This is a genomic window from Arthrobacter psychrochitiniphilus (assembly GCF_003185915.1).
Taxonomy (GTDB): domain Bacteria; phylum Actinomycetota; class Actinomycetes; order Actinomycetales; family Micrococcaceae; genus Specibacter; species Specibacter psychrochitiniphilus.
Genome location: NZ_QHLZ01000004.1, coordinates 24,253 through 42,343, shown reverse-complemented (window position 1 = coordinate 42,343; position 18,091 = coordinate 24,253). Strand labels below are relative to the sequence as shown.

Annotated in this window: 15 protein-coding genes; 6 read left to right on the top strand and 9 right to left on the bottom strand. The window is 54.1% G+C overall.

Going from position 1 to position 18,091, the window contains the following annotated elements; genetic code table 11:
- Positions 1 to 154: 154 nt before the first annotated feature.
- The 9 genes from CVS29_RS18200 to rpmH all read right to left on the bottom strand — a co-directional run bounded on the left by CVS29_RS18200 (position 155) and on the right by rpmH (position 9,273).
- Entirely contained in the window at positions 155 to 352 is a 198-nt protein-coding gene (locus CVS29_RS18200) for a hypothetical protein (protein ID WP_146213014.1), read from the bottom strand.
- Positions 353 to 3,795: 3,443 nt separating this feature from the next.
- Complete coding sequence (locus CVS29_RS07425) at positions 3,796 to 4,809, bottom strand: ParB/RepB/Spo0J family partition protein (RefSeq protein ID WP_110105709.1); 1,014 nt, start codon at positions 4,807 to 4,809, stop codon at positions 3,796 to 3,798.
- Between the two features lie 89 nt (positions 4,810 to 4,898).
- Entirely contained in the window at positions 4,899 to 5,954 is a 1,056-nt protein-coding gene (locus CVS29_RS07420) for a ParA family protein (protein WP_281268038.1), read from the bottom strand.
- A 74-nt stretch (positions 5,955 to 6,028) separates the two neighbouring features.
- On the bottom strand, positions 6,029 to 6,667 hold the full coding sequence (rsmG, locus tag CVS29_RS07415) for a 16S rRNA (guanine(527)-N(7))-methyltransferase RsmG (RefSeq protein WP_110105707.1): 639 nt from the start codon (positions 6,665 to 6,667) through the stop codon (positions 6,029 to 6,031).
- Between the two features lie 84 nt (positions 6,668 to 6,751).
- Positions 6,752 to 7,279 carry a Jag family protein gene (locus CVS29_RS07410; protein WP_110105706.1) on the bottom strand — a complete coding sequence of 176 codons (528 nt, stop codon included), beginning with the start codon at positions 7,277 to 7,279 and terminating at the stop codon, positions 6,752 to 6,754.
- Positions 7,279 to 8,244 (bottom strand): membrane protein insertase YidC, encoded by a 966-nt coding sequence (gene yidC / locus CVS29_RS07405; protein WP_110105705.1) that lies wholly within the window; start codon positions 8,242 to 8,244, stop codon positions 7,279 to 7,281. The genes CVS29_RS07410 and yidC overlap by 1 nt, the downstream gene beginning before the upstream one ends.
- A gap of 18 nt (positions 8,245 to 8,262) precedes the next feature.
- On the bottom strand, positions 8,263 to 8,658 hold the full coding sequence (gene yidD, locus CVS29_RS07400; RefSeq protein WP_110105704.1) for a membrane protein insertion efficiency factor YidD: 396 nt from the start codon (positions 8,656 to 8,658) through the stop codon (positions 8,263 to 8,265).
- On the bottom strand, positions 8,655 to 9,080 hold the full coding sequence (gene rnpA, locus CVS29_RS07395) for a ribonuclease P protein component (protein WP_110105703.1): 426 nt from the start codon (positions 9,078 to 9,080) through the stop codon (positions 8,655 to 8,657). The genes yidD and rnpA overlap by 4 nt, the downstream gene beginning before the upstream one ends.
- A gap of 55 nt (positions 9,081 to 9,135) precedes the next feature.
- On the bottom strand, positions 9,136 to 9,273 hold the full coding sequence (gene rpmH, locus CVS29_RS07390) for a 50S ribosomal protein L34 (protein ID WP_044569795.1): 138 nt from the start codon (positions 9,271 to 9,273) through the stop codon (positions 9,136 to 9,138).
- Between the two features lie 567 nt (positions 9,274 to 9,840).
- On the opposite strand from rpmH, the gene dnaA reads away from it, so the two are divergent.
- The 6 genes from dnaA (at position 9,841) to gyrB (ending at position 18,084) form a co-directional block, all read left to right on the top strand.
- Positions 9,841 to 11,277 (top strand): chromosomal replication initiator protein DnaA, encoded by a 1,437-nt coding sequence (gene dnaA / locus CVS29_RS07385; protein WP_110105702.1) that lies wholly within the window; start codon positions 9,841 to 9,843, stop codon positions 11,275 to 11,277.
- A gap of 457 nt (positions 11,278 to 11,734) precedes the next feature.
- Positions 11,735 to 12,859 carry a DNA polymerase III subunit beta gene (gene dnaN, locus CVS29_RS07380; RefSeq protein WP_110105701.1) on the top strand — a complete coding sequence of 375 codons (1,125 nt, stop codon included), beginning with the start codon at positions 11,735 to 11,737 and terminating at the stop codon, positions 12,857 to 12,859.
- A gap of 51 nt (positions 12,860 to 12,910) precedes the next feature.
- A complete protein-coding gene (gnd, locus tag CVS29_RS07375; RefSeq protein ID WP_110105700.1) occupies positions 12,911 to 13,807 on the top strand; it encodes a phosphogluconate dehydrogenase (NAD(+)-dependent, decarboxylating) in 897 nt (298 codons plus the stop codon).
- A gap of 11 nt (positions 13,808 to 13,818) precedes the next feature.
- Positions 13,819 to 15,081 (top strand): DNA replication/repair protein RecF, encoded by a 1,263-nt coding sequence (recF, locus tag CVS29_RS07370; protein ID WP_110105699.1) that lies wholly within the window; start codon positions 13,819 to 13,821, stop codon positions 15,079 to 15,081.
- Positions 15,074 to 15,664, top strand: a complete 591-nt coding sequence (locus tag CVS29_RS07365; protein WP_373366705.1) for a DciA family protein — start codon at positions 15,074 to 15,076, stop codon at positions 15,662 to 15,664. Before recF ends, CVS29_RS07365 begins: the two co-directional genes overlap by 8 nt.
- Positions 15,665 to 16,074: 410 nt before the next feature.
- Positions 16,075 to 18,084 (top strand): DNA topoisomerase (ATP-hydrolyzing) subunit B, encoded by a 2,010-nt coding sequence (gyrB, locus tag CVS29_RS07360; protein ID WP_110105929.1) that lies wholly within the window; start codon positions 16,075 to 16,077, stop codon positions 18,082 to 18,084.
- Positions 18,085 to 18,091: the final 7 nt, after the last annotated feature.

Genomic DNA, 18,091 nt, shown 5'->3' with positions numbered 1-18,091 from the left:
CACCGCGTACAGCCTGGGATTTACTTCAACATACTGTTACCGAGTGCGCTATTTGACGATGACGTCGTCGCCTTAAATGACGATGGGATCGATGGACCGCTCGTCATGGTGACGTGGTGTTTCAGGGCATGGCAAAGCACGGTCTCGTCTCTTTTTAGGTGTGCAGGGGTGGGCTGAGTATGTTATCTCGTGTGAAGTGCCCGATCACGGTCCAAGGCGGCAGCTCGACACTTGCCCGATGGTTGAAAGCCAATGCGGCGCCGGCAAAGATATTCAGGTGCCAGCCGAGCAGGCTCAGCCACTGCTTGGGGCGGACCAGCTTGTCGGGGTTGAGACGGAACGCGTGCTTCACTGCCTGTTGCTTCAGCCAGTGAACGTGTGTGTCCGGGACCCGGCGGAGCCAGCGCCGCACCCTGCGTAGGGCCAACGCGGCTGGCAAAAGGAACTGGGTATGTCCGCAGTCGGCACAGCGGGCTCGCCGCCGCTGTACGGTCAGCCGCTCCTGGCCCAGGCCACGCACGGTGCGGTGACGGGAGTGCCCGTGGGGGCGCAGCGGCGTCGAGCAATGAGGACAGGGTATTTCGCCCGCCAGCAAGGCCGTCCCGGCCTGATCGGGGCTACCCACGACCATCATCGCGCCCGCTCCTCTTCCTATACCAAAAGATCATGTCAATGACTCTTGCCTACCACGCCCCGGCTAGGAAGGGGCCACTTCGTGGAGAACAGCGAAACAAGGGAACGAAGGAATCACTCCACCACGGGCGGCCCGAGCAAAATCATGCTGCCACTTTGGTTGCTCAGAGATTTCGGGCCCCGGCGGGAATGGCGGATCTGGTCGTCGGGTTGACGCTGCCAACTAAGCACAAACCACAGCAGCTACATCGTCACCCACAATGACCAATGCGCCCCAAACAACGCGACGCGTAACACACATACGCTGGCAACACAGCCGATTCCCTAACCGACCCTGGAAGCCAAAGCCTTGTACTACATGCAAGTCCGTACACGGCCTCAGGGAGACCTTGATCCGGCAGTACTGACAATCTCCAAGACCGGGGAAATCCTGGCCGCTAGAAAAAACCCAGGATAGTCCCGCAGACCAGTCAGTCGTACAGATCACCCTCGCGAACCGGCAGGCCTATTACCAAGGATGCCAGTCTCCTTGCCCACGCCCTAAGCCGACCGCTGCGGTGCGTCGTGCTCAGCAAAACAATGGAATCTCAAACGAGAACACTACGAGGACCAATGTGCCAAACACCAAGAAGAACTACCTGATGTGATGTCCACTCGTTAACCACCGGCACAGCTGCCTGTGCAACCGAGCCGGCAGCTGTCTACGAAGTATTGAAAGCCTCGTCTATACATGGCAGAGCATCGGCAGCTACGGCGAATGAAGCATCCATGACGAATTCCCCAAGATAAAGACTGCGCGCCTGGTACCGGCTCATTGGCTCAGTTCACCAGTACGGTCTCAGTGCCGTGGATGAAGCATGACCCGGACGGGACAAGCGGACCCTGTAAGCGAAAATATACCCTGTTACTGCGAGTTTGGAAGTTCTCCGAGTTCAATGATTCAGTACCCGTACAGCCCTGGATAAGCACCGTTGACATGTTCCTCGTGAACGGCTTCACTATCAATTCTGTTAGAACGCAACGTCAGTAGCGGCTTTGAGAGGGCCGTTGTTGTTCACCTTCTCCGCAATTGGCCGGTACCACCAACCTGCCCACAACTAAGTCAGCAGAAGGCCACCCTGGTACCAATGAAGTGACAAGGACCGACGCCGCACCATCAGAGAGAATCATGGATAATCCCAGCACCACATGGCTCTTACGGGTGTTCCCCTCTTCATGGAAAAGCTGCGATCCCATCCCACCACAGCGGATACGGCGTATTTGTGGACTCGCACAAGGCGTAAGGCGCGGAATCGTTTGCAGGCTATCAGTTCGCTCCGGCGGGCAGGGTAAGGAATGTGGCGGTAGACTGTGAAGCTTTCTGGCTGTTCGATTCCAACGGGTGAAAGGTCAGTCGGGATATACCGGCACAACTTACCCATTTATGACGGCCGATACGACACTCGCACCCAGGTATCCGGCGATCGTTTCGCAACCACACATCACCACCCCGCACGGGTCGCTATTGCAGAGATGGCGGCCCTACTCGGTCGCACCTATGAACAGTGCTGATAGATCCATACACATGCACTGAATTGCAGAGCTCCCGTATTTGGCTGAGGTACTGGGTAACAACGCAGCCCGGTACAACAGGGCCCATGCACAATAGACCTGACTATAAATACGGTAAGCACTCGCGCCCCCATCGCGCTCCTGAAGCGGGAGGTTGTCTTGTGGTTAGGCGGTATGTGTATCACCGATTCCATTCCGGATGAATGCGGGCGCACCATCGGGACGTCACGCCGCTTAGAGCTGGCCGGTTTAATTAGAAGCAGGTACTGCGTCTGATATACATGCTGGTGCATCGATCTACACCTACTAGTGTCGCTCTTTCTGAACCCTGTGCTTTTCACCTTGCCCTGGCTGAAAGCCGATGGGCACACGGTCCTGCTGGGGATACAGGAGCCAATGCCGGCCAACGCCGGAGTCGCACAAAAGAACCGGGCAGACAACTACTCCACCAAGTCATTGGGTAGGTTCTGGCCATGGGCCGGGGTGGTACTGGCACTTCCTATTCCAGCAGATCAAACAACAGCTAAGTGGCGGGAGACCCTCTTTGCAGTCACCCATCTACTGCACAACTGGTGGCTGTCCTGCACGGGTTCATGGAGTCAGCCTAGGCACCAATCACCCTCTAAGCACCTTTAGTCACATACCTCATGCGCAGCGGGACTAGCAGAGGTCAATCTAGAGGCTCAGATCCCACGTGCGCCCTTCCGGCTTACCCCAGCAGGCCTTGTTGTGCCGGAACACCTCCCAGGCCCTTAGGAGGACGCACAGCCGCCTTAATCTAGGCCTCGCATCCTAGTGGGCTCCCTCCAACCTAGATGAGAGTTGCAGTAGCTGTGTATGAGACGGGTAGATAGCCGCAAATTTGAATGGTCGCCTCTTTGCGGAATTGGACTTCGTGTTTAGCGATCCTCAGAATCACCGCTCTGGACGCTTGGCACCTGTCCCTCGTCAAACACCCGAACAACCTCGCCGCTTAAGATTGCCGAAAGGCGGACTAGCTGCTCATAAGGGGTCTTGCCAGAGACGCTTGTTTTCGAAAATACCATTCCCAAAATGTTCGTCTTGCCCGGCAATGAGACTATGTGATTTCCAAGGAGCACGCACACAGGTGCCAGCTAAAGCTATGGGCCAGGAGCACACTTGCCATCACCCTTCCTTTACGAGGGGCCCACCGGCAATACTGCACTAGATGTTCACCTCCGCAGCAAGCACCGGCCCGAGCGGACAATCGCGATTGAACATGAAGAACAAGCCCTACTCCCCGACCCCATCTCCCAAACCGGACACTCCACGCCGCAGCATAAAAACCTCGTTGTCCATTCAGCTGCGATGGCGGCCCTTACCATTCAGTAAACAGCCCAGTCTAAGCGCCCATACTTTTACACCATCCGATCCGGCGCACGAAACTAAACTTCATTAGTTTTCAAAAGATGTTTCACGTGGAACGTTGCATCCAAGTTGCATCAGCTTTCCTAAATTGACCGAATCTGGAAGCGCTGAGTGTCAGTCAAGGTCGCGATTTTTACGCTTAGGATCAATCCTGGCGAACATATTTTAAAGACGAGAGTGGCGGTGTTTCACGTGAAACACCGCCACTCTCGCTAACACTCACTAATTCGCGTCGGGACTCAAGACATCCATGATCCGGTTAAGATCCTCGACTGACGCAAACTCAATACTGACCTTACCCTTACGGGCACCGAGGGAAATCTTCACGTTCGTGTCCAGTCGATCTGCCAGCGAACTTGCCAAGAAATCAAGTCGTTCGTGACGTGGGCTAGAAGTCTTAGTTGCCGGCTTCTTTCCATCCAACGGTGCCTGATAGAGCTGGACTGCCTCTTCGGTCGAGCGAACCGACATCCCCTCGGCAATAATCTTCTGAGCCAAGTTTTCCATGGCCACCGCATCCGGAAGAGCCAGGAGCGCCCGAGCATGACCAGCAGACAACACACCGGAGGCCACCCTGCGCTGAACCAACGGAGGAAGCTTCAGCAGTCGTAACGTGTTGGATACCTGTGGACGTGAGCGGCCGATCTTATCGGCAAGCTGCTCATGCGTAGTGCCAAAATCTTCCAAAAGTTGCTGGTAGGCGGCGGCCTCTTCCAGTGGATTCAGCTGGCTTCGGTGCAGGTTCTCTAAAAGAGCATCACGTAGCAAGTTGTCATCAGTAGTTTCCCTGACAATAACGGGAATAGTTTCCAAGCCTGCGGCCTGACTCGCACGCCAGCGGCGTTCACCCATTACCAATTCGTAGGGCTGATCGCCCTTTTCAGTGGACTTGCGGACAACAATTGGTTGTAGGATTCCGATTTCACGGACTGAGTGAACCAGTTCCGCCATATCGTCCTCATCAAAGAGAGTACGTGGCTGTTTACGGTTCGGATGGATTTCGCCAACAGGAAGTTCCATGAAAGTGGCACCTGGAACTTCTACAAGTTCAACATTCTTGGCTTCTACAGGCTTTTTTACGGTATTAGTGGGAGCTACCGCTGGTTTACGGGATTTGGGCTCCGGAAAGAACAAGTCGACAGGACGTGTTGGCTGAGAGGATCCACTCTCATCACCAGATGAGTTCGGGATCAATGCACCCAACCCACGACCGAGACCCCTGCGCTTGTCAGTCATTGAGACATCCTCCATTGAATGAAACCCACGCCATGTGGGCTCTGATGAACTTTAAAGTGAATTGGAACGATTCTATGCGACTAATCGCATTAAACCGTGGAGCGCTCAGCCAGTTCAGCCGCAGCCTCAAGATATGACAGTGCTCCAGTTGACGAAGGATCGTAAGTCATCACCGTCTGCTGATAGCTGGGAGCCTCAGAAATACGGACGGACCGTGGAATCATGGCCCTCAATACCTGCTGTGGGAAGTGCTCGCGCACATCAGCTGCCACATGAGCAGCCAAGTTTGTCCGCCCATCGTACATGGTCAGCAAAATAGTGGAGACAATCAGATCTGAATTCAGGTGCTTTTGGATCATTTCGATATTCTTCAAAAGCTGACTCAGTCCTTCCAGTGCGTAGTACTCACACTGAATGGGAATCATAACCTCGTTCGCCGCACAAAACGCATTGACCGTCAGGAGCCCAAGGCTGGGCGGGCAGTCGATGAAGATGAAATCTAGCCGCGCTTCACCGCTCTTTGCCCGGAACTTAACATACTCATCTATGGCCCGGCGAAGTCGCTGCTCCCTCGCGACGAGGGATACAAGCTCAATTTCAGCACCCGCGAGATGGATGGTTGCGGGGGCACAGTACAAATTCGCAATGTCGGGGCACTGGGCAACTACTTCGGCCATGGCCACATCATTGATCAAAACATCATAAATACTATCGATTTCCGCATGGTGAGGTATGCCGAGTGCTGTGGATGCATTTCCCTGAGGGTCAATATCAATCACCAGGACATGCAATCCTGCAGAAGCAAGTGCAGCTGCAACATTCACTGTGGTGGTCGTTTTTCCGACCCCACCTTTCTGATTAGCCACCGTCAGAATGCGCGTATGTGACGGCCGGGGAAGCTTGCGCCCCAGCAACCGTTCGCGACGCTTAGTCTCACTGACGAGCTGGCTAGCAATGGGGCTACTGTCATCGAGCTCATCATTGAGTGAACTCAAAGCATCCGCACTTGTTTCACGTGAAACACCAGCATTAGAACTTCGTTGGCGTAAATCAATTGAATTAGGTTGATTTGAGGCGTTAGAACGTGCCGACCCCAATGTCATGAACGGAGGGATCCGTTGCGAAGCTGCTTCGCTACTGGTCACGCTTGCACTCTCACTTTCTTGTGGCGATGGTTGCCAACCTCTAGCTTATCGGTTCATTCCCACAGCAGTGGGAATCAGCGCCGCTTCACCTTGACACGAACCACTGTTGTGGGCTCGTCCAGAACATCTTGCCCTGCAATAACGATCGATGTCTCATACCCACCGAGGTTTCTAAGTGTCTTGCCAGCGGTAGCAATCTCGTCTTCAGCACTCCGGCCCTTGATCGCCAAGAGTTCCCCCTCGCCACCCAAGAGCGGAATAGTCAGTGGAGCTAAAGTCTTCAAAGCAGATACTGCTCGAGCGGTAACAACTGAGCATTCAACCTTGCCAATGGCGGCTTCTGCCCTGGAGCGAATGATTTCCACATTGTTGAGTCCCAGATCCATGACGACTTCTTCGAGCCAGGTGACCCGCCGTTCAAGTGGCTCAATGAGTGTCAGGTACAGATCAGGTCGGGCAATAGCCAAACAGAGCCCTGGCAAGCCGGCGCCACTGCCCACATCGGCAACTTTAGCGCCGTCGGCAATCAGTTCTGCCACCACCGCGCAGTTCAAAACGTGCCGACTCCACAAACGAGGTACTTCTCTTGGACCAATCAGCCCACGTTCAATGCCTGACGTTGCCAAATGTTCAACATATCGTTTGGCGAGATCAAGGCGTTCGCCAAAAATTTGTTCGGCCGCAAGAGCCTCTTGTGCAGTAAGTTCCACCACGATATGTGTCCTCTAAAATTTAGGTCCCGGCCGCTCCCTGAGGCAGCGGCCGGGACCGTTTGGTAGCTATTTGAAAACTGCGGCCTAATGAGCTGCGCTCACCACAATGTGACGGCGTGTGCCTTCACCTTCAGATTCGGATTCCAAACCCAGTTCAGCAATGGCGTCGTGCACAATCTTGCGCTCATAGGCTCCCATGGGATCCAACGCCACTGATTCTTGGCCACCGCTGACCAGATCTGCCGCATCCTGGGCAATCTTGGCAAGCTCTTCGTTCCGGCGGCCACGGTAGCCAGAAATGTCCAGAACAAGACGGGACCGGCTTTCCGTTGCCGAGAGAACACTCAAACGGGTCAGTTCCTGCAAGGCGTCAAGGACTTCGCCGTCCTGCCCTACCAGGCTCTGCAACGAATCAGACTCCTCATCAGCAACAATGGAGATGTAGGTCCGGCCATTACGAACTTCAATGTCGATATCGCCATCGATATCGGCAATGTCGAGAAGCTCTTCAAGGTAGTCGGCGGCAATGTCGCCTTCTTCTTCCAAGCGGCTAACACCGGGTTCTACCGGGGCGGATACTTCCTCAGGGACAAGCTGCGTTTCTTCAGGCATTATTTCTTCTTCCTGTTCTTGCGTTGTGGCTGGTTCCGCTGCCCCTTCAGATCAGGGCTCTCCGCAATAACTTCTGCCTCGACCGTCTTCTTGGATGCACCCAGCAGCGGCAGGCCCTTGGCCTCGCGGCGCTTCTGGTATTCCTTGTACGCCGGTGAGCCGGGAGTAGGCATGCGGCGGATAACGAAGAACTGCTGACCCATGGTCCACAGGTTGGTAGTGGTCCAGTAGATCAAAACACCGATAGGGAAGTTGATACCACCAATACCGAAGACCAACGGCAGTACATAAAGCATCATCTTTTGCTGCTTCATGAAAGGGCCCTGCATGGCTTCTTCAGACATGTTCTTCGACATGATCTGCTTCTGCGTGATGAACTGTGAGGCAATCATTGCCAGAATCATCACGATTGACAGCACGGCAATGGTGACCGTCAGGTTGCCGCCCTGAAACGAGGGAAGCAGGGCATCGGAAAGGCGGGCACCGAAGATGGTGGCTTCGTCAAATTGCACAACCTGCGCATGAGTCATCGCACCAATACCGATGTTCTCAGAGTTGGCCTTGGCCACGCCCGAAAGCACTTGGAAGAGGGAGAAGAAAAACGGCATCTGGATCAACATGGGCAAACAAGCAGAGAACGGGTTGGTTCCGTGCTCCTTGTACAGCGCCATCTGTTCCTGGCCCATGGCCTGGCGTGAGAGCTGATCGGTCTTACCCTTGTACTTGGCCTGCAGCTTCTTCATATCCGGCTGCAGCGCTTGCATGCCGCGCTGTGCCTTGATCTGCTTGACGAAAACCGGAATCAATGCGGCACGAATCACCAACACCAAACCAATGATTGACAAGGTCCAGGTGATGCCCGAGGCAGCATCCATCCCCAAGGTTGTCAGAACATCATGGAAGGCAACCATGATCCACGAGACGATCCACTTGAAGGGGAACAGAATTGTATTGAAGAAGCCCATATTTCTTTATCTATCTCCTCAAGCCGCTTTGCGACTTTGCGTTTCCTGTTGCTTGGCCAGAAATACAACCGGGTGGTTCAGTTGGACAATGAGTGGCACCGTGGAAGGGTCATCCCAATCCACAACTGCCGGTGACGGAACCGGATCCAGGCCACCGGCGCTCCAAGGATGGCAGCGGATAACCCGCCGCATGGAAAACCATGTGCCCTTGACTGCGCCGTGAACAGTCACAGCCTCCAGTGCGTAGGCTGAACATGACGGAAAAAACCGGCACACCTGCCCATAAATGGGTGAGACGACGCGCCGGTATAATTTCAAAACGATAATGAGAATGTTGCGGGGAACATGCCACAAGAAACGTGCGACGGCGCCGAGTAGGCTGGGCGCACGCCCTTGAGTTTGTGAGCTGCTCACAAAACATCTTCTCCTTTTGACTCATGTGCCTTGTCAACTGATGGTGTTGAAATTAATGGCGAAGAGCCTGCTGCGCTGTCCCGTAAACGGGTCGATGCAGCAAAGAAGGCCTTTCGATAGTCCATGACAAGGTCGTTGAAGGAAGCCTGCGCTGAAACGGGCAAAGCGCGCACAACTACATTGACCCCGTAAGGATGCTGCTTAATTGTCTCAACAACAATTTCCCTCAGTCTCCTCTTAACGAGGTTACGGGTCACAGCGTTCCCAACAGTCTTCGCCACAATGAACCCAACTTGGCTGGGTGCATCCGGAGAAGTGGACACCATATATAACACTAAGTTCCGGCGTCCATTTCGGACGCCGGAACGTACAGTATGTGAGAAGTTGGCGGAAGTCCGCATTCTATTCTTGGTGGCTAGCACCTTGCGATCAACCGCTACTTCTATAAGGCTCGACGAATCGTCAAGCAGCTATTGTTTAGGCCGACAGCTCTACGCGACCCTTGGTGCGGCGTGCTGCCAAAATGGCGCGGCCGGCGCGGGTGCGCATGCGTAGGCGGAAGCCGTGCTTCTTGGCACGACGGCGGTTGTTCGGCTGAAAAGTCCGCTTGCTCACGGTAGTTACTCCAAGACAATCAAAGATGCGCCTTGCCCGTAACTAACAGGTAAGAAAGGGGTCGACGCTAAGTATATGGATGCCTGTTCCTTTCCACTCCTCATTTATGGGGAGTGCACGCCGGGGCGCAAAACAGACACATGGGACTTCACAACGTTAGGTCACGCAACACCTGTCAGTCAAACCGGAGTATGAAGACTTCAGCGCCACGGAGGCGAATTGTCCCTGTTTGGGTCCTCGGAATCCTGAAAAACAGCTTATAAACGCTTCATCCACAGCTGTGCATAACTAAGTGGACAACTTCTGTGGATGAGGTGCGCAGGAGGGCGCTGCTGTGACATTTATCCACAAGCACTTTCTCTCGCTATCTTCTGGCTCATCCATCCTCTAGGCTAGGCCAGTGGCAAGTTATCCACCGATGTGTATAACTCTGTGGATTACTCAGTTTGAGTGGGTCTGCGCTCATAAAAAAATTTGGTTTTATGTGTGTAACTGAAGTCACGTACACGGTGTGTGTAAATTGCGAAATTTTCGGCTCTTGAGTCGGCAGTAAGGATGGAACGGTCAATGAGCACTGAGGACATCAATGACGTTGGCAGCTCCTGGCGACGAGTCATTCGCATTCTTGAGCAGGACGAACGTGTTTCTCCGCGGCAACGCGGATTCGTAGTTCTGACACAGCCGCAGGGCCTGATCGGAAACACCTTGTTGGTGGCGGTCCCCAATGAACTCACTCGTGAAGTGCTGCAAAACCAGCTTCATACAGCGTTGAGCGATGCTTTGGCCCAAGTCTTTTCCGAGGAAATCAGTTGCGCCTTCAGTGTCAACGCTGACCTGGTACCTCCTGCTAAGGAAGAAGAAACTGTTCCCGCGCAGGTTCAGGTTCGTGCTGATAGCCCGGCCCACCATGAACCCGTGGAGCACATCTCTAAGCCTTCTCCCATGTTGCCGAGCACGTCACAAGAATTTGGCCGGCTCAATCCGAAATATGTTTTTGACTCTTTTGTGATTGGTGCTTCCAACAGATTTGCCCATGCAGCGGCAGTTGCCGTGGCTGAGGCACCGGCCAAGGCCTATAACCCGCTGTTCATTTACGGCGATTCCGGTCTGGGAAAGACTCACCTCTTGCATGCCATTGGTCATTATGCGCGCCGCCTCTACACAGGCATCCGGGTTCGGTATGTGAATTCTGAGGAGTTCACTAATGACTTCATCAACTCCATCCGGGACGATGAAGGCGCCAGCTTCAAGCAGCTGTACCGCAATGTGGACATCCTTCTGATTGATGACATTCAGTTTTTGGCCAATAAGGACGCTACACAAGAAGAGTTCTTCCATACCTTCAATGCGCTTCATAACCACAACAAGCAGGTAGTTATCACCTCGGATTTGCCGCCCAAGCGTCTCCAGGGTTTCGAGGAGCGCATGCGTTCACGTTTTGAGTGGGGCTTGCTGACAGACGTTCAGCCCCCTGAACTCGAGACTCGGATCGCGATTTTGAGGAAAAAGGCTATTGGAGAAGGGCTTTCTGCACCGGATGACGCCTTGGAATACATCGCATCGAAGATCTCCACAAACATTCGGGAACTTGAAGGCGCACTGATTCGTGTAACAGCGTTCGCGAGCTTGAACCGGCAACCAGTAGATGTTGGGCTTGCAGAGCTGGTGTTGAAGGACCTGATTACTGACGATGGGGCCCAGGAAATCACGTCCACTGCAATCCTTGGTCAGACGGCTGCCTACTTCAACATTTCTCTAGAAGAGCTGTGCAGCAAGTCGCGGACCCGCACCCTGGTTACAGCCCGGCAAATTGCCATGTACTTGTGCCGTGAGCTGACTGACATGTCTCTTCCCAAGATTGGTCAGGAGTTTGGCGGGCGGGACCACACCACGGTGATCCATGCAGACCGGAAGATCCGGGAATTGATGGCTGAGAGACGCGCCATCTACAACCAGGTAACTGAGCTCACCAACAAGATTAAACAGCAGCAGCGCGAAGGGTAACCCGCGGAGCGGGGAAAAATTCTGAGAAATTAACAGGTGTGGATAAGCCTGTGGATTACTCAGGCACAACCTCCCCAACCTGCGGATAACTACCGGGTTGCCTGTGGATCATTAAAAGCACTCAAAAAGTTCTCCACCGTTCCCCACACCCCAAAACGGGACAGCCTCACAACCTGTGCACAGGCAACTTCTGCGAAATCACGTGCTCAAAGGCACTTATCCACAGTATCCACAGGACTTATTAACACTACGAACTACAAGAATCTTTCGTTTCAAACAACATTTACCTTTTATCCCATCCGGCCCTGGCCAGGGCAAAGACCAATGTCCAAATGAACTTCCCAAGGCGCTAAGCTGTCTCCAAGGATGTAATTTCAACCTTGGTGTCTGACCCCTTCGGACAGGTCCACTGGGAACCCTTAAATTTTTTTCGTACCTTGAAAGGCGGCACCCTTCCGTGAAGTTCCGAGTCGAACGGGATGTTCTGACCGAAGCAGTCAGCTGGGCCGCACGTTCCTTGTCTCCCCGGCCTCCTGTCCCGGTCCTCTCAGGCCTGTTGCTAAAGGCCGAAGCCGGTACCTTGAGCCTGTCCAGCTTTGACTACGAGATCTCGGCACGGTTGCAGATACCAGCAGATATCTCCGAAGAAGGGACCATCCTTGTTTCCGGGCGTCTTTTGGCGGACATCTGCCGAAGCCTTCCGGCCGCTCCCGTTGATGTAGAGACCGACGGCAACAAGGTGACTTTGACTTGCCGTAGCAGCCGCTTTCATTTGGCCACCATGCCTGTCAACGACTACCCGGAACTTCCTGCTCTTCCAGAAATTAGTGGAACGGTGGACGGCGAGGCTTTTGCGCAGGCTGTTTCCCAGGTCATTATTGCCTCGAGCAAGGATGACACCCTTCCCGTTCTGACCGGCGTCAAGATGGAAATTGAGGGTGATCTGATCACTCTCTTGGCCACTGACAGGTACAGGTTGGCACTGCGGGAAGTGCGTTGGAACCCTTCAACGCCCAATATTTCTGCCGCCGCTTTGATCAAGGCAAAAACTCTCAGCGAAGTGGCCAAAACTCTTGGCAATGCTGGAAACATCAACATTGCCTTGTCATCCAACAGCGAACTCATCGGCTTCGAAAGTGGCGGACGCCGCACCACCTCCCTGTTGGTTGATGGAGAATATCCCAAGATTCGGTCACTATTCCCGGACACCACTCCCATTTATGCAACAGTAGAAACCCATGCCTTGGCCGAAGCTGTTCGTCGAGTTTCCCTGGTTGCTGAAAGAAACACGCCAGTACGGTTGATTTTCACTGATGGTCAGCTCACCCTCGATGCGGGCACTGGCGAGGATGCACAGGCGTCGGAGAACCTGGAAGCAGCACTTGTGGGCGATGAAATTACTGTTGCATTCAACCCGCACTACCTCAGTGAGGGTCTGAATGCCTTCGACAGCAAGTACGTTCGGTTCTCCTTCACCTCGGCACCAAAACCAGCCATGATCAATGCCCAAGATGATCTTGACGGTGACCGCCGGGATGAGTACCGCTACCTGGTAATGCCAGTGAGGTTGCCTTCCTCGTAATTTCGATTTTGCCGCCGTTCTAGCCCATTCCCACGGAAGAGAGTAAATATCATGCATATTGGACTTGTTGGACTTGGAAAAATGGGCTTCAACATGCGGGCCCGTTTGCGTGCAGCGCAGATCGAAGTCACCGGATTTGACCAAAACCCCGAGGTCAGTGATGTCACTACTTTGACTGAACTCGTGGCAGCAGTTCCGGCTCCTCGCCTGATTTGGGTCATGGTTCCTTCCGGTGCCGTTACAGAATCAGTGATCACAGATCTTTCAGGACTTCTCGAACCAGGAGACCTTGTGGTTGACGGCGGGAACTCACGATTCACGGAAGATCAAAAACACGGTGAATTGTTGCGCGGCAAGGATATTTCCTTCATCGATGTTGGTGTTTCCGGAGGAGTTTGGGGTCTGAGCAATGGTTATGGGCTGATGGCTGGCGGCGCGTCGGAAGATGTAAGCCGAGCCCTACCCGTGTTTGACGCACTCCGTCCTGAGGGGGAAAGGGCCGACAGTTTTGTCCACGTTGGTGGCATTGGAGCCGGCCATTACGCAAAAATGGTCCACAACGGCATCGAATACGGACTGATGCAGTCCTACGCTGAGGGTTACGAGCTCCTCGCTAAGAAGGATATTATTCAGGACCTGCCAGGAACATTCCGGGCTTGGCAAAAAGGCACCGTAGTACGTTCCTGGCTGCTGGATTTGATGGTCAAAGCGCTGGATGAGGATCCGGGGCTGGAGTCCATTGATGATTATGTAGAAGATTCTGGCGAAGGCCGGTGGACCGTAGAGGAAGCCATTGCCAACGCCGTACCAGCTCCCGCCATCACGGCAGCTCTCTTCGCCAGGTTCTCCTCTCGCGAGGATAATTCTCCAGCCATGAAAATGGTTTCTGCTCTGCGTCACCAATTTGGTGGGCATGCGACAAAACCAGCCAGTCCCAGCAGTGAATAAAACTACTTTCTATGTACCTTGAGCATCTTTCCCTGACGGATTTCCGCAGTTACGCACAGGTGGATCTGGCGTTGACACCCGGAGTCACTGTCCTTGTAGGTTCCAACGGATTGGGTAAAACCAATCTGGTGGAATCGATCGGATATTTGGCCACGCTCTCATCCCACCGCGTTAGCCAGGATGCGCCCCTTTTACGCTTTGGTACTGACCGGGCGCTCATCCGGGCCCAGTTGGTGCGGGCCGAACAAAAAGTCATGGTTGAAGTTGAAATCAACGCGACGCGAGCCAACCGTGCCCGGATCAATCGGGCCAATCCGGTGCGGGCCCGGGATATTCTTGGTATTTGCCGCACAGTGCTTTTTGCACCGGAGGATCTGGCCCTGGTCAAGGGTGATCCTGGTAACCGGCGCCGGTTTCTTGACGATCTTTTAGTAGTTCTGTTACCAAAACATGCAGGTACCCGCAGCGATTATGACAGGGTCCTCAAGCAGCGCAACGCGTTGTTAAAATCAGCGCGTTCTCAACATTTTTCTCGTTCCGGAGTTTCCGAGTCTCATCTTGCAACGCTGGATGTGTGGGACGAGCACATGGCTATGGCCGCTGCGGGATTGCTCCTTGCCCGGCTCGATCTGCTCAACCGTTTGCGCCCCCACCTGGCACAGGCTTACGCAGAATTGACTGACGGTTCCAAAATTTTGCGGGCACTTTACCGCAGCAGTCTTGACCAGATCACCATATCCGGGCCGCCGGAATCGCCCCCGCAAGAAGAGCACGACGACGCCACCTACAGTGCATTCGGGGAACCAACCGGAGGTGTGCTGCCAGAGGTTCTTGACGGCGAAGACTTATCCCTATGCCCTGTGGAGGAATTGGCGCAACGCTACAGAACCGTATTGACGGCATCGAGGACCCGCGAACTTGAACGTGGAATGTCCCTTGTGGGGCCCCATCGTGATGAGTTGGATCTTCTTTTGGGTAATGCACCGGCCCGCAGCTATGCCTCCCATGGAGAATCGTGGTCCATTGCCTTGGCTCTGCGGCTCGCCTCTTTTCACGTGTTGGATGAGGACAAACATGTGGCGGGGAATCAGCCAATCCTGATTCTTGACGATGTTTTCGCTGAACTGGATGCACAACGACGGCGCAAGCTTGCCTCGATGGTAGGGGCAGCCGAACAAGTTCTGGTCACGGCCGCGGTGGGAGCGGATATTCCCGAGGAATTGTCAGGATCAACCATCCAGGTGATTCCCGGCGGCGTGATGAACCATGACTGAGGAGTCTGTGGCAGATTCGGGTAGGGACCTCACAGGCAAAATAAGTAGTATGGCAGCGGCTAAATCTGATCATGACACCGAAGTGGATGCGGCCCAGGCAGCCCTGAACCGGATGCGTGCCATCGCAAAAAGCCGCGGTGAACTGCGAATTTCGCGAGGGCGTCTTGGTGAAAAAACAACCCCCAGAAGTAAAAGGAAACCGTTTCTCGATGCAAAGTATGGTGGCGGAAGGGATCCCCAGGGGCTTGGAAATGTTGTTAGCAGGCTGGTTTCTGACAGAGGGTGGAGCTCTCCTTTAGCCGTTGGCTCCGTCATGGCTCAGTGGGATGATCTTGTTGGTCCGGAAATTGCCGCTCATTGCCGTCCGGAGAGCTTTGAAGCCACCACCTTGCATGTCAGATGTGATTCCACCAGTTGGGCAACCCAGCTACGGCTTCTCTCCCTATCCCTGTTGGCAAAGTTTGATGCCGAGTTGGGACACGGCGTGGTGACAAAGATTATGGTTCTGGGCCCGACTGCCCCGAGTTGGCGAAAGGGTTACCGCACCGTGAAGGGCCGTGGACCCAGGGACACTTACGGATAATGTTGCTTTCTTGGCGGGAGCGTGCAAGGCGCTGTAGGGCGATTGAAACCCCATTAGCCGTACATCTCCTTAAAGAAGGCTCAACAATTGCGTCCTAAGGCGCTTTTCTCGCGTTTTAGGGCACGTTGAGGCGTTATATAGCCGTGGTGCAAGGTAGAATTAGACTACAACCGTCTCTCCGCGGCGCTGTGGTAGCTTTTAGCATTCGTTGAGAGCGGCATTTATGTGCCTTCCCCAAGGAACGAATGCAGGGCAGTTCACTGTTTCATGCGCGTTCAAAAGGTGGCAACCACGCTGAACAACCAAAGGGGTCGAACGCGCCTGTGACGACGAACAATTCGGATAGTGCCGTGAATCCAGAGCCGGAGAATACTCCAGAAGGTGCCTCTCCGATTTCGGAAGTATCTGCCATGACAGCAGACACCAGTCACTACGATGCAAGTGACATTACTGTCTTGGAGGGTCTGGAAGCAGTCCGGAAACGTCCTGGCATGTACATCGGTTCCACAGGTTTGCGTGGCTTGCACCACCTTGTCTACGAAGTAGTGGATAACTCTGTGGATGAAGCCCTTGCCGGCTACTGCGACCACATTGAGATCACCCTTACCGCCGAAGGCGGCGTGAAAGTTGTTGACAACGGTCGAGGAATTCCCGTTGACATCCACCCCACAGAAGGCAAACCCACGGTTGAAGTGGTTATGACCATTTTGCATGCTGGAGGTAAGTTTGGCGGCGGCGGTTATGCCGTTTCCGGTGGCCTGCACGGTGTGGGCATTTCCGTAGTTAATGCCCTTTCCCGCAGGGTTGAAACTGAGATCCGGCGCCAAGGTTACGTATGGCGTATGAACTTTGCCGACGGCGGTAAGCCCCAAGGCACCCTGATCAAGGGTGAAACCACTACGGAAACAGGCACCACACAGACGTTCTACCCAGATCCGGAGATCTTTGAGTCGGTAGAGTTTGAGTTTGAAACCCTGCGGGCACGGTTCCAGCAAATGGCTTTCCTGAATAAGGGCTTGAAAATCACACTCTCAGATGAGCGTGTAGCCGAGGTTCTTTCGGATGAAGATTTGGATCTTGATGCGATCCCTGAAGGCAAGGACATAGTCACTGGTAAACGTGTAGTTGTTTACCAGTACAAGGACGGACTGCTCGATTACGTCAAGCACCTGAACACGTCCAAAAAATATGAGCCCGTTCACGATGATGTGATTGCTTTCGAAACTGAAGATTCCGCGCGGAGTATGGCTGTTGAAATCGCCATGCAGTGGACAACGTCCTTCTCAGAGAGTGTGCACACATACGCCAACACGATCAACACCCATGAAGGCGGAACCCATGAAGAAGGGTTCCGGGCCGCCATGACGTCTCTGATCAACCGGTATGCACGGGAAAAAACCATTATTCGGGAAAAGGATGACAACCTCACAGGGGACGACATCCGTGAAGGACTCACAGCCGTTATTTCGGTCAAGCTTTCCGAACCTCAGTTTGAGGGCCAGACCAAGACCAAGCTGGGCAACTCAGAGGTCAAGGGCTTCGTACAACGCGTTGTTACTGACGGGCTCGGCGATTGGCTCGAACGCAACCCCGGTCCAGCCAAGGACATCATTCGTAAGGCCATCCAGGCATCACAGGCCCGTATGGCTGCCCGAAAGGCACGCGAAAACACCCGCCGTAAGGGTTTGTTGGAGTCAGGCGGCATGCCAGGCAAACTTAAGGACTGCCAGTCCAAGGATCCTGCGCTGTCTGAAATTTATATTGTGGAGGGTGACTCGGCCGGTGGTTCAGCCGTGCGCGGGCGAAACCCCCACACGCAGGCTATTCTTCCCTTGCGTGGAAAGATCCTGAACGTTGAACGGGCCCGTCTTGACAGGGCACTGGGCAACGCTGAAGTCCAAGCCATGATTACTGCCTTCGGCGCCGGCATCGGTGAGGACTTCGATGTAGCGAAGGTTCGCTACCACAAGATTGTGCTCATGGCAGATGCAGATGTGGATGGACAGCACATCACTACCCTGCTGCTGACACTGTTGTTCCGCTACATGCGTCCACTGATTGAAAACGGCTACGTGTACTTGGCCCAGCCTCCGCTCTACCGGATCAAGTGGTCCAACGCTGCACACGATTACGTGTTCAGTGACAAGGAACGCGACGCAGCATTGGCCGCAGGAGCCGCTTCCGGACGCCGTATCCCCAAGGACAACGGCATCCAGCGCTACAAGGGCTTGGGTGAAATGGACTACACGGAACTGTGGGATACCACCATGGATCCTGCTCACCGCACGCTGCTTCAGGTAACCATGGACGACGCCGCTGAAGCCGACCAGATTTTCTCCATCCTCATGGGTGAAGATGTGGAATCACGCCGCAACTTCATCCAGCAAAACGCCAAGGACGTCCGGTTCCTCGATATCTAGAACAGCC

Coding starts and splice junctions, on each gene's coding strand:
- yidC (WP_110105705.1), bottom strand. CDS start 8,244: ATGGGCTTCTTCAATACAATTCTGTTCCCCTTCAAGTGGATCGTCTCG.
- gnd (WP_110105700.1), top strand. CDS start 12,911: ATGCATATTGGACTTGTTGGACTTGGAAAAATGGGCTTCAACATGCGG.
- dnaA (WP_110105702.1), top strand. CDS start 9,841: ATGAGCACTGAGGACATCAATGACGTTGGCAGCTCCTGGCGACGAGTC.
- CVS29_RS07365 (WP_373366705.1), top strand. CDS start 15,074: ATGACTGAGGAGTCTGTGGCAGATTCGGGTAGGGACCTCACAGGCAAA.
- gyrB (WP_110105929.1), top strand. CDS start 16,075: ATGACAGCAGACACCAGTCACTACGATGCAAGTGACATTACTGTCTTG.
- recF (WP_110105699.1), top strand. CDS start 13,819: ATGTACCTTGAGCATCTTTCCCTGACGGATTTCCGCAGTTACGCACAG.
- CVS29_RS07410 (WP_110105706.1), bottom strand. CDS start 7,279: ATGCCTGAAGAAACGCAGCTTGTCCCTGAGGAAGTATCCGCCCCGGTA.
- CVS29_RS07425 (WP_110105709.1), bottom strand. CDS start 4,809: ATGACTGACAAGCGCAGGGGTCTCGGTCGTGGGTTGGGTGCATTGATC.